At 53.5% G+C, this 15,526-nt stretch carries 15 protein-coding genes and 1 pseudogene; 7 read left to right on the plus strand and 9 right to left on the minus strand.

Annotation, left to right across the window (positions count from 1 at the left end):
* Nucleotides 1–29 precede the first annotated feature (29 nt).
* The 3 genes from AAIE02_RS18565 to aroF all read right to left on the minus strand — a co-directional run bounded on the left by AAIE02_RS18565 (nucleotide 30) and on the right by aroF (nucleotide 3,182).
* On the minus strand, nucleotides 30–902 hold the full coding sequence (locus AAIE02_RS18565) for an SMP-30/gluconolactonase/LRE family protein (protein ID WP_498533022.1): 873 nt from the start codon (nucleotides 900–902) through the stop codon (nucleotides 30–32).
* Between the two features lie 77 nt (nucleotides 903–979).
* A complete protein-coding gene (gene tyrA, locus AAIE02_RS18570; protein WP_008458161.1) occupies nucleotides 980–2,101 on the minus strand; it encodes a bifunctional chorismate mutase/prephenate dehydrogenase in 1,122 nt (373 codons plus the stop codon).
* 10 nt (nucleotides 2,102–2,111) lie between these two features.
* On the minus strand, nucleotides 2,112–3,182 hold the full coding sequence (aroF, locus tag AAIE02_RS18575) for a 3-deoxy-7-phosphoheptulonate synthase AroF (RefSeq protein WP_008458162.1): 1,071 nt from the start codon (nucleotides 3,180–3,182) through the stop codon (nucleotides 2,112–2,114).
* 444 nt (nucleotides 3,183–3,626) lie between these two features.
* Here aroF and yfiR point away from each other — a divergent pair, with 444 nt between their 5' ends.
* The 3 genes and pseudogenes from yfiR (at nucleotide 3,627) to AAIE02_RS18590 (ending at nucleotide 5,919) form a co-directional block, all read left to right on the plus strand.
* Nucleotides 3,627–4,193, plus strand: coding sequence for a regulatory sequestration protein YfiR (gene yfiR / locus AAIE02_RS18580; RefSeq protein WP_442892791.1), 567 nt, complete (start codon nucleotides 3,627–3,629; stop codon nucleotides 4,191–4,193).
* Nucleotides 4,186–5,437, plus strand: a pseudogene (gene dgcN / locus AAIE02_RS18585) (diguanylate cyclase DgcN/YfiN). The gene yfiR and the pseudogene dgcN overlap by 8 nt, the downstream one beginning before the upstream one ends.
* Entirely contained in the window at nucleotides 5,434–5,919 is a 486-nt protein-coding gene (locus AAIE02_RS18590) for an OmpA family protein (RefSeq protein WP_008458166.1), read from the plus strand. Before dgcN ends, AAIE02_RS18590 begins: the two are co-directional and overlap by 4 nt.
* A 230-nt stretch (nucleotides 5,920–6,149) precedes the next feature.
* Here AAIE02_RS18590 and rplS read toward each other — a convergent pair whose 3' ends face one another.
* The 5 genes from rplS to ffh all read right to left on the minus strand — a co-directional run bounded on the left by rplS (nucleotide 6,150) and on the right by ffh (nucleotide 9,766).
* Entirely contained in the window at nucleotides 6,150–6,497 is a 348-nt protein-coding gene (gene rplS, locus AAIE02_RS18595) for a 50S ribosomal protein L19 (RefSeq protein ID WP_008458168.1), read from the minus strand.
* Nucleotides 6,498–6,661: 164 nt separating this feature from the next.
* Complete coding sequence (gene trmD, locus AAIE02_RS18600) at nucleotides 6,662–7,429, minus strand: tRNA (guanosine(37)-N1)-methyltransferase TrmD (protein ID WP_008458169.1); 768 nt, start codon at nucleotides 7,427–7,429, stop codon at nucleotides 6,662–6,664.
* Between the two features lie 46 nt (nucleotides 7,430–7,475).
* Nucleotides 7,476–8,024: a ribosome maturation factor RimM gene (rimM, locus tag AAIE02_RS18605; protein ID WP_008458170.1), complete on the minus strand. Its 549-nt coding sequence runs from the start codon at nucleotides 8,022–8,024 to the stop codon at nucleotides 7,476–7,478.
* Nucleotides 8,025–8,042: 18 nt separating this feature from the next.
* Nucleotides 8,043–8,291 carry a 30S ribosomal protein S16 gene (rpsP, locus tag AAIE02_RS18610; RefSeq protein WP_038479704.1) on the minus strand — a complete coding sequence of 83 codons (249 nt, stop codon included), beginning with the start codon at nucleotides 8,289–8,291 and terminating at the stop codon, nucleotides 8,043–8,045.
* Nucleotides 8,292–8,404: 113 nt separating this feature from the next.
* Nucleotides 8,405–9,766: a signal recognition particle protein gene (ffh, locus tag AAIE02_RS18615; protein WP_008458172.1), complete on the minus strand. Its 1,362-nt coding sequence runs from the start codon at nucleotides 9,764–9,766 to the stop codon at nucleotides 8,405–8,407.
* A gap of 167 nt (nucleotides 9,767–9,933) precedes the next feature.
* On the opposite strand from ffh, the gene AAIE02_RS18620 reads away from it, so the two are divergent.
* The gene (locus AAIE02_RS18620) at nucleotides 9,934–10,722 is read left to right on the plus strand and encodes a cytochrome C assembly family protein (RefSeq protein WP_008458173.1); all 789 of its coding nucleotides are present in this window, start codon (nucleotides 9,934–9,936) and stop codon (nucleotides 10,720–10,722) included.
* Nucleotides 10,723–10,742: 20 nt separating this feature from the next.
* Nucleotides 10,743–12,029: an HlyC/CorC family transporter gene (locus tag AAIE02_RS18625; RefSeq protein ID WP_039286882.1), complete on the plus strand. Its 1,287-nt coding sequence runs from the start codon at nucleotides 10,743–10,745 to the stop codon at nucleotides 12,027–12,029.
* Nucleotides 12,030–12,077: 48 nt separating this feature from the next.
* Here the strand turns inward: AAIE02_RS18625 and grpE are convergent, their stop codons facing one another.
* Nucleotides 12,078–12,656, minus strand: a complete 579-nt coding sequence (gene grpE / locus AAIE02_RS18630; protein WP_008458175.1) for a nucleotide exchange factor GrpE — start codon at nucleotides 12,654–12,656, stop codon at nucleotides 12,078–12,080.
* A 123-nt stretch (nucleotides 12,657–12,779) separates the two neighbouring features.
* On the opposite strand from grpE, the gene nadK reads away from it, so the two are divergent.
* Together nadK and recN are read left to right on the plus strand one after the other, a co-directional pair.
* On the plus strand, nucleotides 12,780–13,658 hold the full coding sequence (gene nadK / locus AAIE02_RS18635; RefSeq protein WP_166995720.1) for an NAD(+) kinase: 879 nt from the start codon (nucleotides 12,780–12,782) through the stop codon (nucleotides 13,656–13,658).
* A gap of 86 nt (nucleotides 13,659–13,744) precedes the next feature.
* A complete protein-coding gene (gene recN / locus AAIE02_RS18640) occupies nucleotides 13,745–15,406 on the plus strand; it encodes a DNA repair protein RecN (RefSeq protein WP_498533023.1) in 1,662 nt (553 codons plus the stop codon).
* Nucleotides 15,407–15,526: the final 120 nt, after the last annotated feature.

The following is a 15,526-nucleotide window of genomic DNA, read 5'->3' on the forward strand; positions in this document are numbered from 1 at the left end:
CCAGCCCGGCTAAAACCGGGCTGCACAAATCACACTTCCCGAAACTTCAGTTTTTCCATTCCGGCCACCGCAACGCGGAGGGTGAAAAGCGCCCCGGAAAGCGGTAATCGGGCCACTTCATCTTCGTCCATGTTTTCTCTGGTGGTGGTAATAAACAGCGTTTTCATATCCTCGCCGCCAAAACAGACCATCGTCGGGCAACGCACGGGCAAGCGATGCTCTTCCACAATATCACCCTGAGGAGAAATGCGCACAATGCGGTAGCCATCAAACAACGCCGTCCAGTAATAGCCTTCGCAATCCATCGCCGCGCCATCAGGAATGCCCTCACCTTCGGCAAACCGCCTGAAGGCTTCACGTCGGCCTGGCTCGCCTTGCTCATCCAGCGGCGTGCGGTAAATCACGGCATTGGGCGTGTCAGAGGTATACATCCATTTGCCGTCCGGGCTAAATGCAAGCCCGTTTGCGCCATGAATATCATGCTGAACTACATGCGGCGTCAGATCGTTATCCACCCGGCAAAGTAGCGCGCCGTTGTAATCCCCTGGCCCCCAGAACGTGCCGGCATAAAAACGCCCCTGCCTGTCGGTGCCGCCATCGTTGAAACGCGCCAAATCCGGGTTGCTCGGGTTATCACAGACTTTGCCCACGATCAGCCCAGTATTATTGGTTAGCCAGATACCGCTTCTCATCGCCACGATAAATCCGCCGGACTCACGCAAGGCAAAACAGCCTACTTCTTCAGAAAACTGAATAACGTCATGTTTGCCGCTGGCCAGATGGTAGCGGTGGATTTCATTCTCCAGAATATCCGTCCAGTAGAGGCTGCCTTCTTCTGCACTCCACGTAGGGCATTCGGGTAAGTGACCGGTATAGTCGAACAGCAACTGCGGCTCAGCCATTTCAGGGATCCTTTTGACAAACAAAAAAGCCAGCGGGCAAACTCCCACTGGCTTTTGATTATAAGACCTTTTGGCACCTACTGACGGTTATCATTTGCCTGCCGTAACAGAACGCGGCTCTCATTCTGGAAACGCTGCGCGTAATCCCCGAACCAGTGCTCCACTTTCCGGAAGCTGTCGATAAACGCCTGCTTGTCGCCATGTTCCAGCAGGCCGATCGCCTCGCCGAACCGTTTATAATAACGCTTGATCAGCGCCAGGTTACTTTCCGACGACATGATGATGTCGGCATAAAGCTGTGGATCCTGGGCAAACAGTCGGCCCACCATCGCCAGCTCCAGGCGGTAAATCGGCGAAGACAGCGCCAGCAGCTGTTCAAGCTGCACATTTTCTTCCGCCAGATGCAGGCCATAGGCGAAGGTCGCGAAGTGGCGCAACGCCTGAATAAACGCCATGTTCTGGTCATGCTCAACCGCGCTGGAGCGGTGCAAGCGCGCACCCCAGACCTGAATCTGTTCCAACAGCCACTGATAGGCTTCAGGCTGACGACCATCACAGTAGACCACAACCTGTTTTGCCAGGCTGCCGCTATCCGGGCCAAACATCGGGTGCAGGCCAAGAACCGGGCCCGAATGTACGGCAAGCATCGCCTGCAGCGGGCCATTCTTCACCGACGCTAAATCCACCAGGATGCAGTCCGCCGGCAGCGGAGGCAGCTTAGCGATAACCTGCTCGGTGATATGAATCGGTACGCTGACAATCACCATGCCCGCATCGGCCAGCAGCGCCGGTGCTTTGTCCCAGTCTTCTTTTTCAAGAATACGAACCTGGTAGCCGGAAAGCGTCAGCATTTTTTCAAACAGACGGCCCATCTGGCCACCGCCGCCAACAATCACCACCGGACGCAAAGCAGGATGCAGGGTTTTAAAGCCCTTGTCGTTCTCGCTGGAGTACGACTCGCGCATCACGCGGCGCAGCACGTCCTCAATTAAATCCGGCGGAACGCCCAGAGCTTCAGCCTCTTTGCGGCGAGACGCCAGCATGGAGGTTTCTCGCTCCGGCACATAAATCGGCAAGCCGAAGCGGCTTTTTACTTCCCCCACTTCCGCTACCAGTTCCAGCCGCTTAGCCAGCAAATCCAGTAGTGCTTTATCTACTTCGTCGATTTGATCGCGCAGTGCGGTCAATTCAGCCACCATAGTAAACCTCTTATGCCTGACGAGCCGCCAGCACGCCGCTCAGATCTTTGTGGATCTCACGCAGCAGGCTGTCCGTAGTTTCCCAGTCGATGCATGCATCGGTAACGGACACGCCGTATTTCATTTCGCTTCGCGGCTGCTCTGATGATTGATTCCCTTCATGGATATTACTTTCAATCATCAGGCCAATAATAGAGCGGTTACCATCTTTAATCTGGGCAATGGCGGATTCGGCCACGCCCGGCTGGCGACGGAAGTCTTTATTTGAGTTGCCGTGGCTGCAATCGATCATCAAGGACGGACGCAGGCCTGCTTTCTGCATTTCGACTTCACACTGGGCAACATCCGCCGGGCTGTAGTTAGGTGCTTTACCGCCGCGCAGAATCACGTGCCCATCCGGGTTACCCTGAGTCTGCAGCAGGCAAACCTGCCCTGCCTGGTTAATGCCCACGAAGCGGTGCGGCATTGCCGCGGCGCGCATCGCGTTAATCGCCGTGCCCAGACTGCCATCAGTCCCATTTTTAAAACCAACCGGCATAGAAAGACCGGAAGCCATTTCGCGGTGAGTCTGGGATTCAGTGGTACGGGCACCAATTGCAGACCAGCTAAACAGGTCACCCAGGTATTGCGGGCTATTGGGATCCAGCGCCTCGGTTGCCAGCGGCAGCCCCAGGCTTACCAACTCAACCAGCAGGCGACGCGCAATTTTCAGCCCTGCTTCCACATCAAACGAGCCATCCATGTGCGGGTCGTTGATAAGCCCTTTCCAACCCACGGTCGTACGAGGCTTTTCAAAATAGACGCGCATCACGAGGTACAGACTATCGCTAACTTGTTCAGACAGAGCTTTAAAACGACGAGCGTATTCAATCGCAGCTTCCGGATCGTGGATCGAGCAAGGTCCACAAACAACCAGCAGGCGCGGATCGCGGCCAGCAATAATATTGGAGATCGTCTGGCGGGACTGCTCAATTTGCGCTTCCTGAGCCGCAGTGAGTGGAAATTCCGCTTTAAGCTGATCCGGCGTGATGAGTATCTGTTCGTCAGAGATATGAACGTTGTTAAGCGCGTCTTTTTGCATGATGTCTGCCCTGTATTTAGCTCGTTTGCGATAGTCGTTTCCTCGTAGAGGAGGCCTTACTGTAACCGCCGACAGTAAAGATTGCAATCCATTATACGTAAATCAATCGTTACACAACCAATTAAATGCCGCATGCAATCGCCAAATTCGTAAATAAAAGATTACACAAAACATAAAAATGCACATTTTACGGTCAAACCTGCATGACTAAACAAAAGCGCGCGTAAAAATTCATTCCACCTTCTATGCTGATATTATCCCCCACGTGTGCGTTTTTCGTGGGGAAACCGATAACGATTTACAGCATCATTCCAGGGTTATTCTCGTTATTATTTTGGATAATCAGGAATATCATCACACCTGGGAATGAATGACGGAAATACGTGGGAGTGATATGCTCAAAGGCAACATCATAAATAATAAAGACTGGCTTCACCGGCCAGGATGCTTTTGGGCTGGTGGCACGTGAAAACCACGTCTCAACTCCGCGGGCTGACGTTATTTTTAACGTTTATCGTCCTCGCGCTAACGATATTCAGGATGCAGGCTGCACAGGCAACAAGCCCCGTGCTGCCCGACAAAGTTCGCACTACAGTGGCCGGGATTGTCAGCTACACCCGCTGGCCTCAGCTACAGGGGCTTCCAAAGCTCTGCATATTTTCAACGGCAGCCTATGCCACGACGCTAAGCACAAAAAATAACGATATTTCATATCAACCCCTCCTCGTTCAGTCATCAGACGAGGCATTGCGAGCGAACTGCGACGGGATATATTTTGGTAACGAGTCACCACAACAGCAGTTGCAATTAATAGAACGTTATCAATCCCGGCCTTTATTGTTAATTGCCGAGCAGAACCCACAATGCATAATTGGCAGTGCTTTCTGCCTGAATATTCATAATGACGCAGTTTCTTTTTCGGTAAACCTTGATGCCCTCAGCCGCAGCGGCGTCAGGGTTAGTCCGGATGTATTACTGCTGGCTCGGCCAGGGAATAATAGTCATGAATAAGGATTTGACTACGCCGTCACGTCCAACGTTTAAAGGAACGTTACGTAGTGCGTAGAATCAGCATAATCAGCGTGGTTATTGCCATGCTGGCTGTCTGGCTGCTGCTTTCCGTCGCTTCGATGCTGACGCTAAAACAGTATGCGCAAAAAAACCTCGAATTGCTGGCGGTGACTGTAAGTCATAGCCTGGAAGCCGCCGTTGTTTTCCGTGATGGCACCGCGGCCAATGAAACCCTGGCCGTGCTGGGCAAGCAAGGGCAATTCACCGCCGCAAAGGTAGTAGATGTTAATGGTCAGGAGCTCACGCACTGGCAGGCAGATAAGCCGTCTCAGCATGACATGGTGAGTGGCCTGGTGACCCGATGGCTATATCCTCATCCGATCAGGCAGCCTATCTGGCATAACGGGAAAATCATCGGGGAAATGCGGCTGATAGGCACGGATGCTACCGTGACTTTGTTTGTCTGGCTCTCATTAGGCGTGCTGACGGCCTGTATTTTACTCGCGTCAGTTATCGCATTAGGCATTTCACGTCATTTACATCGCGATATTGATGCCGCGCTGCAGAATATTACTGACGTTGTCCACGACGTTCGCAGCAACCGTAACTTTTCTCGCCGCGTATCACCGGAAAAAATTGAGGAGTTTCACCTCTTTGCCCAGGACTTCAACAGCCTGCTTGATGAGATGGAAGAATGGCAAAAACAGCTTCAGCTGAAAAATGCTTCGCTGCAGAAAACGGCCCTGCAGGACTCATTGACGGGCCTGGCAAACCGAGCAGCCTTCCGAACCGCGCTGGATAAACTGATTGCAGATCCCGAAATACTCCAGAACAGCGCCTTGCTGTTTATGGACGGCGACAACTTCAAATTTGTTAACGATACCTGGGGACATGCGGCCGGGGATGCTGTGCTTATTGAAGTCGCAAAACGGTTACAGGTGTATGCCAATACGCGCCACCTCGCCTTCCGTCTCGGCGGGGACGAATTTGCCATGCTGCTTCATTCTGTGAACAGCGAAGAACAGGCCGCTTCCGTGCTGGAACAGTTAAAAGAAATGGTCGAGCAGCCGATCCTTTTACCAGGCGAGCACTGGGTCACCATGACCCTAAGCATCGGCGTTGCGCTCGCGAAAGATATCACCTCAGCGGAAAGCCTGATGGAAACCGCTGATCGCAATATGTACATAGAAAAACACAAGCAACGTGAGTTGCTAATAAAACCGCCCCAAAGGGATACATTATGAAAGCTTCACGCTTATTTGCACCGGCAATCCTCTTCTCGTTTCTGTTAACTGGCTGTCAGGCACCGCCATCGACGTTCTCTCCTGAACAGGTTGCCGCGATGCGCTCGTACGGATTCTCTGAGTCAAACGACGGCTGGTCACTTGGACTGTCAGACAAGATCCTGTTTGGTAAAAACCAGTACAAGCTGCAGCCTGAAAGCTACCAGACCATCCAGAGTATGGCCGCTAAACTCTCTGCGACCGGCCTGAAACACGCCCGCATGGATGGTCACACGGATAACTACGGTGAAGACGGCTACAACGAACAGCTCTCCCTCAAGCGCGCTAATATCGTGGCAGATGCCTGGGCCGAAGGTGCTCACATCCCACGCAGCAACCTCACAACCCAAGGTTTGGGTAAGAAATACCCGGTGGCCAGCAACAACACCGGCGAAGGTCGCGCGGAAAACCGCCGCGTCGCGGTCGTCATCACCGCCCCATAATCAAGGCCGATTTAGAGCATAAAAAAGGGCTGCCAGATGGCAGCCCTTTCCGTCCGGTGACAAACAGCCGAAAAACGTGGTTTCCGACTGTTTGGGGCAAACAACAAAACACAATTCACATGTTTTTCAGCCAGAGTGATGACCTTTACAAGCGCACGATGCTTTCTTTTTCCCATAAAAAAGGGCTGCCAGATGGCAGCCCTTTTATTTGGATGTCGCCTAAGCGAATCTTAGTTAAGACGCTCTTTGATACGAGCAGACTTACCAGTACGCTCACGCAGGTAGTACAGTTTAGCTTTACGAACGGCACCACGACGCTTAACAGTAATGCTGTCGATTACTGGGGAGTGAGTCTGGAATACACGCTCAACACCTTCGCCGTTAGAAATTTTACGAACAGTGAATGCAGAGTGCAGACCGCGGTTACGGATAGCGATAACCACGCCCTCAAATGCCTGCAGACGTTTTTTAGAACCTTCAACGACCCATACTTTCACTTCCACGGAGTCGCCCGGACGGAAGGAAGGTACATCCTGTTTCATCTGTTCTTGTTCAAGTTGCTTAATAATATTGCTCATAATTTATCTCTTATCCTGGGTAAACTGATATTTCCCCGTCATATTTGAAGCTGCATCTGCGCTGGCTGCTTTCCTTCACCCAAATCACTTACTGAAGTAAGCTCATCGGGATTCACTCGCTTGCCGTCTTGCTGCAACTCCAACTATTTTGGGGTTAAGGGGGCTTACGCCTGCCCATCATGTTTATGTTGCTGTTGCGTATGTTCTTTTTTGAACTCCGCCAGCAACCTTGCTTGCTCTTCAGTCAGAGCCAGGTTTTCCAAAAGTTCAGGTCTTCTAAGCCAGGTGCGGCCCAGCGACTGTTTCAGGCGCCAACGGCGAATCTCCGCATGGTTCCCCGACAATAACACTGCCGGTACTTCCATGCCATCCAACACTTCAGGACGGGTGTAGTGAGGGCAATCCAGCAACCCTTCAGCAAACGAATCTTCGGTTGCCGATGCTTCATGCCCCAGAACGCCCGGAATAAACCGGGAGACTGAGTCAATCAGCGTCATCGCTGGTAGCTCACCGCCGCTGAGAACGTAATCGCCGATTGACCATTCTTCGTCAATTTCGGTTTGGATCACGCGCTCATCGATCCCTTCGTAACGGCCACAAACCAGAATTAACTTCTCATTTGCTGCCAGTTCACTGACGCCCGCTTGATCAAGCTTGCGCCCCTGAGGTGAAAGATAGATAACCTTAGCACCTTCCCCTGCCGCTGCTTTCGCTGCGTGGATAGCTTCCCGCAAAGGGTTAACCATCATCAACATTCCCGGTCCGCCACCGTAAGGACGATCGTCCACGGTACGGTGCCGGTCATAGGTGAAGTCGCGTGGACTCCAGCTTTGAATGCTCAGCAGGCCATTTTTTACTGCCCGGCCAGTTACCCCGTAATCGGTAATTGCGCGGAACATCTCAGGAAACAGGCTAACTACACCAATAAACACAAGCCAATCCCCACTATGCTAGCGACTACCGTATGATTTCGGAGTTTTAAAAACCAGGATCCCAGTCTACTTCAATGGTTTGAGTAGCGAGATCGACTTTCTTGATAACCTGCCCATCGAGGAACGGAACCAGCCGCTCCTTGATGCCAAATGCATCCTTCAGGTTTGCCTTGATGACGAGAACGTCATTCGAGCCGGTTTCCATCATGTCGATGACTTTACCGAGCTGGTAGCCCTGAGTGGTCACTACCTGGCAGCCCATAAGGTCTTTCCAGTAGTAGTCACCCGCTTCAAGAGCCGGCAGCTGTGTTGAATCCACGACAATTTCGCAATTGGTCAGAAGATTCGCGGCATCCCGATCGTCAACGCCTTGCAGCTTGATGATCAGATCCTGATTGTGGTGCTTCCAGCTTTCCAGCTGTACTTGCTGCCACTGACCGCCGCGCTGGATAAACCAGGGCTGGTAGTCAAAAATGCTTTCGGCGTCTTCGGTGGAGGAAAACACTCTGAGCCAACCACGAATACCGTAGGAGGAGCCCATCTTGCCCAACACAATTGGGTTAACAGGAACCTGTGCGGCGAGTTGCTTGCTCATCATGACCACCGTGACAGATTAAGCTGCTTTCTTAGCTTCTTTGATCAGCGCAGCAACGCGATCAGAAACGGTTGCGCCCTGGCCAACCCAATGTGCTACGCGATCCAGATCCAGGCGAACGCCTTCTTCTTTCTCGTTAGCGATAGGGTTGAAGAAACCAACGCGCTCAATGAAGCGACCGTTACGTGCATTACGGCTATCAGTAACGACAACCTGGTAGAACGGACGCTTTTTAGCGCCGTGACGTGCTAAACGAATAGTTACCATAACATCCTCTTTAGTGAATAAAACGCCGGGCCCCATCGAGGGATGGAGCCCGGTGTCATATTAAAAGCCCGAAAATTTTACTCATTTCGGCGTAAAAAGCAATCGAAAAGAGCTTAGCGGCCAGGGAAACCCGGTGGCATCATCCCTTTCATACCGCGCATCATTTTGGCCATGCCGCCTTTCTTCATTTTCTTCATCATGCGCTGCATGTCGTCAAACTGCTTCAGTAAGCGGTTAACGTCCTGCACCTGCATGCCGGAACCCTGCGCGATACGGCGCTTGCGGGAGCCTTTGATGATGTCCGGCTGTGCGCGTTCTTTCAGCGTCATCGAGCTGATAATCGCCTCCATACGCACCAGCACTTTGTCGTCCATCTGGGATTTGACGTTATCAGGCAACTGGCCCATGCCCGGCAGCTTGCTCATCATGCTCGCCATGCCGCCCATGTTCTTCATCTGCTTGAGTTGTTCAAGGAAGTCGGTCAGGTCAAAGCCATCGCCTTTTTTCAGCTTGCTGGCGAGCTTCTCAGCCTGCGCGCGGTCAACCTTGCTTTCGATATCTTCAATCAGCGACAGCACGTCGCCCATGCCGAGGATACGGGAGGCAATACGGTCCGGGTGGAACGGCTCCAGCGCTTCGGTTTTCTCCCCCACGCCGAGGAACTTGATTGGTTTGCCGGTGATATGGCGAATAGACAGTGCCGCACCGCCGCGGGCGTCACCGTCCACTTTAGTCAGCACCACGCCGGTCAGCGGCAGCGCTTCGTTGAAGGCCTTCGCGGTATTCGCCGCATCCTGACCGGTCATGGCATCGACCACAAACAGCGTTTCTACCGGCTTAATCGCGGCATGAACCTGTTTGATTTCGTCCATCATTGCTTCGTCGACGTGCAGACGACCAGCGGTATCCACCAGCAGCACGTCGTAGAACTTCAGCTTCGCTTCTTTCAGCGCGGCATTAACGATATCGACAGGTTTTTGCTGCGCATCAGACGGGAAGAAGTCCACCTCAACCTGTTGGGCCAGAGTTTCCAGCTGTTTAATCGCCGCAGGGCGATAAACGTCCGCTGAAACCACCAACACTTTTTTCTTCTGCTTCTCGCGCAGGAATTTACCTAACTTACCGACGCTGGTGGTTTTACCGGCGCCCTGCAGGCCAGCCATCAGCACAACTGCCGGTGGCTGAGCCGCGAGGTTCAGGCTGCTGTTCTCTTCGCCCATCGCGGAAACCAGTTCAGCGCGAACGATTTTGACGAACTCCTGGCCCGGGGTCAGGCTTTTATTGACTTCATGCCCCACCGCTTTTTCTTTAACGCGGCTGATAAAATCACGCACTACCGGCAGCGCAACGTCCGCCTCCAGCAGCGCCATGCGCACTTCGCGCAGCGTCTCTTTAACGTTTTCTTCGGTTAGCCGCCCACGGCCGCTAATATTGCGCAGGGTACGCGACAGACGGTCTGTTAAATTATCAAACATGGTATTTTGCCTAACGTGGTAACTGGGGCCGCAGCTCGCGACACAAAACTGAATTTGGCGGATTATATCATGAAGCCGCCTCGGGTGTGATCCAACGGTTGGAGCAGGCGACAGGTAACGTTATACTGGCTTTTTTGTTCTCTGGCCAATTTGACCGACACATTAATATGCCCGTTTTCGCCATTCTTGCGCTTGTAGCCTACTCCGTCAGCCTGGCGCTGATCATTCCCGGTCTTCTGCGGAAGAACAGCGGATGGCGACGCTTTGCCATTTTGTCCGCCGCTATTGCCCTGGTCAGCCATGCGCTGGCGCTGGAAGCGCGCTTCTTTACCGTCGATGGCGGGCAAAACCTGAGCCTGCTGAACGTAGGGTCCCTCGTCAGCCTGATGATTTGTACGGTAATGACCATTGTCGCCTCTCGTAATCGGGGCTGGCTGCTGTTACCGATTGTTTACGCCTTTGCGCTGATAAATCTGGCGCTGGCGACCTTTATGCCCAACGAATTTATCACCCATCTCGAAGCCACGCCGGGAATGATGGTGCATATCGGCCTGTCGCTCTTTGCCTATGCGACGCTGATCATTGCCGCGCTATACGCTTTGCAGCTGGCGTGGATTGACTACCAGTTAAAGAACAAAAAGCTGGCCTTCAGCGCGGAAATGCCGCCGCTGATGGTGATCGAGCGTAAAATGTTTCATATCACCCAGGTGGGCGTTGTCCTGCTGACGTTGACGCTGTGCACCGGCCTGTTTTACATGAAGAACCTGTTCAGCATGGAAAACGTCGATAAAGCCGTGCTGTCGATTCTCGCCTGGTTTGTCTACGTCGTTCTGCTGTGGGGGCACTATCATGAAGGATGGCGCGGCCGCCGCGTAGTCTGGTTCAACGTTGCCGGCGCGGGCATTTTAACCCTCGCTTATTTTGGCAGCCGTGTCCTGCAGCAGTTCGTTAGCTAATCTCTTAAAGGAAATCACTTTTGGAACACATCTCAACCACCACGCTGATCGTCACCCTGATCATCATGGTGGTGGTGTCCGCGTACTTCTCCGGGTCAGAAACCGGCATGATGACGCTAAACCGCTACCGCCTGCGCCACCGCGCCAAACAGGGCAACCGGGCAGCGAAGCGCGTTGAAAAACTCCTGCGCAAGCCAGACCGCCTGATCAGCCTGGTGTTAATCGGGAACAACCTGGTCAATATTCTGGCTTCTGCATTAGCGACTATCGTCGGCATCCGCCTTTACGGTAACGCAGGCGTGGCAATAGCAACCGGTGTTTTAACCTTTGTTGTGCTGGTGTTTGCCGAAGTCCTGCCTAAAACCATCGCCGCGCTGTATCCCGAAAAAGTCGCCTATCCAAGCAGCTGGCTGCTCGGCCCGCTGCAGTTCCTGATGATGCCGCTGGTCTGGCTGCTGAATACTATTACCCGTCTGCTGATGCGCATGGTTGGCATCAAGGTTGACAACATTATTAGCACCGCCCTCAGCAAAGACGAGCTGCGAACCATCGTGCATGAATCCCGCTCGCAAATTTCGCGGCGCAACCAGGATATGCTGCTGTCGGTCCTGGATCTGGAAAAGGTCAGCGTCGACGACATCATGGTGCCGCGGAACGAAATCGTCGGTATCAATATTAATGACGACTGGAAGTCCATCGTCCGCCAGTTAACGCACTCCCCGCACGGCCGCATAGTGCTGTACCGCGACAGTCTGGATGATGCCATCGGCATGCTGCGCGTCCGCGAAGCCTACCGCCTGATGACCGAGAAAAAAGAGTTTACCAAAGAGGTGATGCTGCGCTCGGCCGATGAGATTTACTTTGTGCCTGAAGGCACCCCGCTCAGCGTGCAGCTGGTGAAATTTCAGCGCAATAAAAAGAAAGTCGGCCTGGTGGTAGATGAATACGGCGATATCCAGGGCCTGGTGACCGTAGAGGATATTCTGGAAGAGATCGTCGGTGACTTCACCACGTCCATGTCCCCTACGCTTGCGGAAGAAGTGACGCCGCAAAACGACGGCTCGGTCATTATCGAAGGCAGCGCCAACGTGCGAGAACTCAATAAAGCCTTTAACTGGACGCTGCCGGAAGACGACGCCCGCACGGTAAACGGGATGATTCTGGAAGAGATTCAGGAAATCCCGGCGGCTGGAACCCGCATCCGGCTCAGTCAGTACGACATCGATATTCTAGACGTACAGGACAACATGATTAAGCAGGTGCGCGTCACGCCGGTAAAGCCTTTGCGGCAAAGCGTTGAGCAATAGACGTAAAAAAGCCAGCCTCCGGGCTGGCTTTTTACTTTCGGCAATAAATCAGGCTTTGGCTACGGAAACCATCGCGGCACGAATAGTACGGCCGTTCAGGGTGTAACCTTTCTGCATCACCATCAGCACGTTATTTGGTGCAACGTCGGCTGATTCAACCATCGCAATCGCCTGGTGCACGTCCGGGTTAAACGGCACGTTAGTTTCGCCCACCACTTCCACGCCGAACTTGCGAACCACATCCAGCATCGACTTCTGGGTCAGCTCAATGCCTTCGATCATTGGGGCTAAATCCGGGTTGGACTTGTCGGCCACTTCCAGCGCGCGATCCAGGCTGTCGATAACCGGCAGCAGTTCGTTCACGAACTTTTCCAGGGCGAACTTGTGCGCTTTCTCGATATCCTGTTCGGTACGGCGACGCAGGTTAGCTAAATCAGCCTGGTGGCGCGGCTCAATTTCACGCTCGCGCTGCTTCATTTCTGCCAGTTGAGCCTGCAGATTTGCAATCTCTTCGTCGCGCGGATCCACGACATCGGCACCTTCTACGGCCTCGACTTCTTCGTGCTGATCCATGACGATATCTTCCGGGGCTTGCTCGTTAGGTGTTTTCTGTTCTTTACTACTCATGAAATTCTCCGCGTTTTTAGCATTCATCTCGCTGCTTCGCTTATTATGGGGATCAGTTTCAGGGTTTCAAGGGAACCTGTCATATTGTCGCAGGAACGTCTGCGAATAAGGACCACCAGGATAATGAACAAACATTTCAACTGCATCGGTATTGTCGGGCATCCGCGTCACCCCACCGCTCTGACCACGCATGAAATGCTCTATCGCTGGCTGTGCGCCAAAGGCTATGAAGTGATGGTGGAACAGCAAATCGCCCAGGAGCTAAACCTCAAGCAGGTGAAAACCGGCACGCTGGCGGAGATAGGCCAGCAGGCTGATTTGGCCGTGGTCGTCGGCGGGGATGGCAATATGCTGGGCGCCGCTCGGGTGCTTGCTCGCTATGACATAAAAGTCATTGGCATCAACCGTGGCAACCTGGGTTTCCTGACCGACCTTGACCCGGACAATGCCCAGCAGCAGTTGGCGGACGTTCTTGAAGGGCATTACATCACCGAAAGCCGCTTCCTGCTCGAAGCCCAGGTCTGTCAGCATGATACGCCTACGCGCCTCAGTACCGCGATAAACGAAGTGGTGCTTCACCCCGGTAAAGTCGCGCATATGATTGAGTTCGAAGTCTATATCGACGAAATCTTTGCGTTTTCACAGCGCTCTGACGGGCTGATTATCTCCACGCCGACCGGCTCGACTGCCTACTCGCTTTCCGCTGGTGGTCCGATTCTTACGCCTTCGCTGGATGCTATTACGCTGGTGCCGATGTTCCCGCACACGCTGTCTGCGCGCCCGCTGGTCATCAACAGCAGCAGCACCATTCGCCTGCGTTTTTCCCATATGCGAAGTGACCTTGAAATCAGCTGCGACAGTCAGATTGCGCTGCCAATTCAGGAAGGCGAAGACGTACTCATTCGCCGCTGTGACTACCACCTCAATCTGATCCACCCGAAAGACTACAGTTATTTCAACACATTAAGCTCGAAACTCGGCTGGTCGAAAAAATTGTTCTAAAAAACCACCTGGCCACTTTACTGTATATAAAACCAGTTTATACTGTATGAAAACACAGTTATGATTTTTCATACAGGAGAGTGGTCATGCTCGCTCAACTCACCATCAGCAATTTCGCTATCGTTCGTGAACTTGAAATAGACTTTCATCACGGGATGACGGCCATTACCGGGGAAACCGGTGCCGGTAAATCTATTGCCATAGATGCGCTGGGCCTGTGCCTGGGCGGTCGCGCAGAAGCGGATATGGTGCGTTCTGGGGCAAATCGCGCGGATCTCTGCGCCCGCTTTTCCCTGAAAGACACCCCGGCGGCGCTACGTTGGCTGGAAGAAAACCAGCTGGAAGACGGCAGCGAATGCCTGCTTCGCCGCGTGATCAGCAGCGATGGCCGCTCAAGAGGGTTTATCAACGGCACCGCCGTGCCCCTTTCCCAACTGCGCGATCTCGGTCAGTTGCTTATCCAGATTCATGGCCAGCACGCCCACCAGCTGTTGCTCAAGCCGGAGCATCAAAAAACGCTGCTGGACGGCTATGCCGGTGAGCAGGCGCTGATACTGCAAATGGCAGAACGCTACCGCGAATGGCACCAAAGCTGCCGTACTCTGGCGCAGCATCAGCAACTGGCTCAGGAGCGTTCAGCCAAAGCCGAACTGCTTCACTACCAGCTCAAAGAGCTGAATGAGTTTTCTCCCGTTGCCGGTGAATTCGAACTGATTGATGAAGAGTACAAGCGCCTCGCCAACAGCGGCCAGCTGCTCTCCACCAGCCAGCAGGCGCTGGACGTGCTGGCCGACGGGGAAGAAAGCAATCTACAAAGTCAGCTGTATACCGTGCGCCACCTCATGGGTGAACTGGTGGGCATGGATAACAAGCTCTCTGGCGTACTGGATATGCTGGAAGAAGCCGCCATTCAGATTTCCGAAGCCAGCGACGAACTACGCCATTACTGCGATCGTCTGGATTTGGATCCAAACCGTCTTTATGAACTGGAACAGCGTATTTCTCGTCAGATCTCTCTGGCACGTAAGCACCACATCACGCCGGAAGAGCTACCCGATTTCCACCAGAAGTTGCTGGATGAACAGCAGTTACTGGATGAGCAAACCGGGTCGCTGGAAGCGTTGCTGCAGGCCGTTGCCCAGCATCATCAGCAGGCGCTTGCCGTGGCGCAGGCGCTGCACCAAAGCCGGGCCAAACATGCCAATGAACTGTGCCAGTTGATTACGGAAAGCATGCATTCGCTCTCCATGCCGCACGGGAAGCTCGCCATTGACGTCGAATTTAACGAAAACCACCTCACCGCCGAAGGCGCTGACCGCATTGATTTCCGCGTCAGCACCAACCCAGGGCAGCCGCTGCAGCCGCTGGCAAAAGTGGCCTCGGGCGGCGAGCTTTCTCGCATCGCGCTGGCGATTCAGGTGATCACCGCCCGTAAAATGGAAACACCGGCGCTGATCTTCGATGAAGTCGACGTGGGGATCAGCGGCCCGACCGCCGCGGTGGTGGGTAAACTGTTGCGTCAGCTAGGCGAATCTACTCAGGTGATGTGCGTCACCCACCTGCCGCAGGTTGCCGGCTGCGGTCACCACCACTTCTTCGTCAGCAAAGAAACCGACGGGGAAATGACCGAAACCCATATGCAGCCGCTGGACAAACGTTCTCGCCTACAGGAGCTTGCTCGTCTTCTCGGCGGCAGTGAAGTGACACGCAACACGCTGGCCAATGCCAAAGAGCTGCTGGCTGCCTGAGGTTCCACAATGCACGGTGTATTTGCACCGTGCATTGTGTAAAAAACGCTCACCCCACTCGCTAATCCGTCTTTCTGCCATCTTTTCAACCAACTTTTTTATGCTCCCACTGTCAGAGTT

The sequence above is a fragment of the Cedecea sp. Ae19-4 genome (assembly GCF_059801165.1).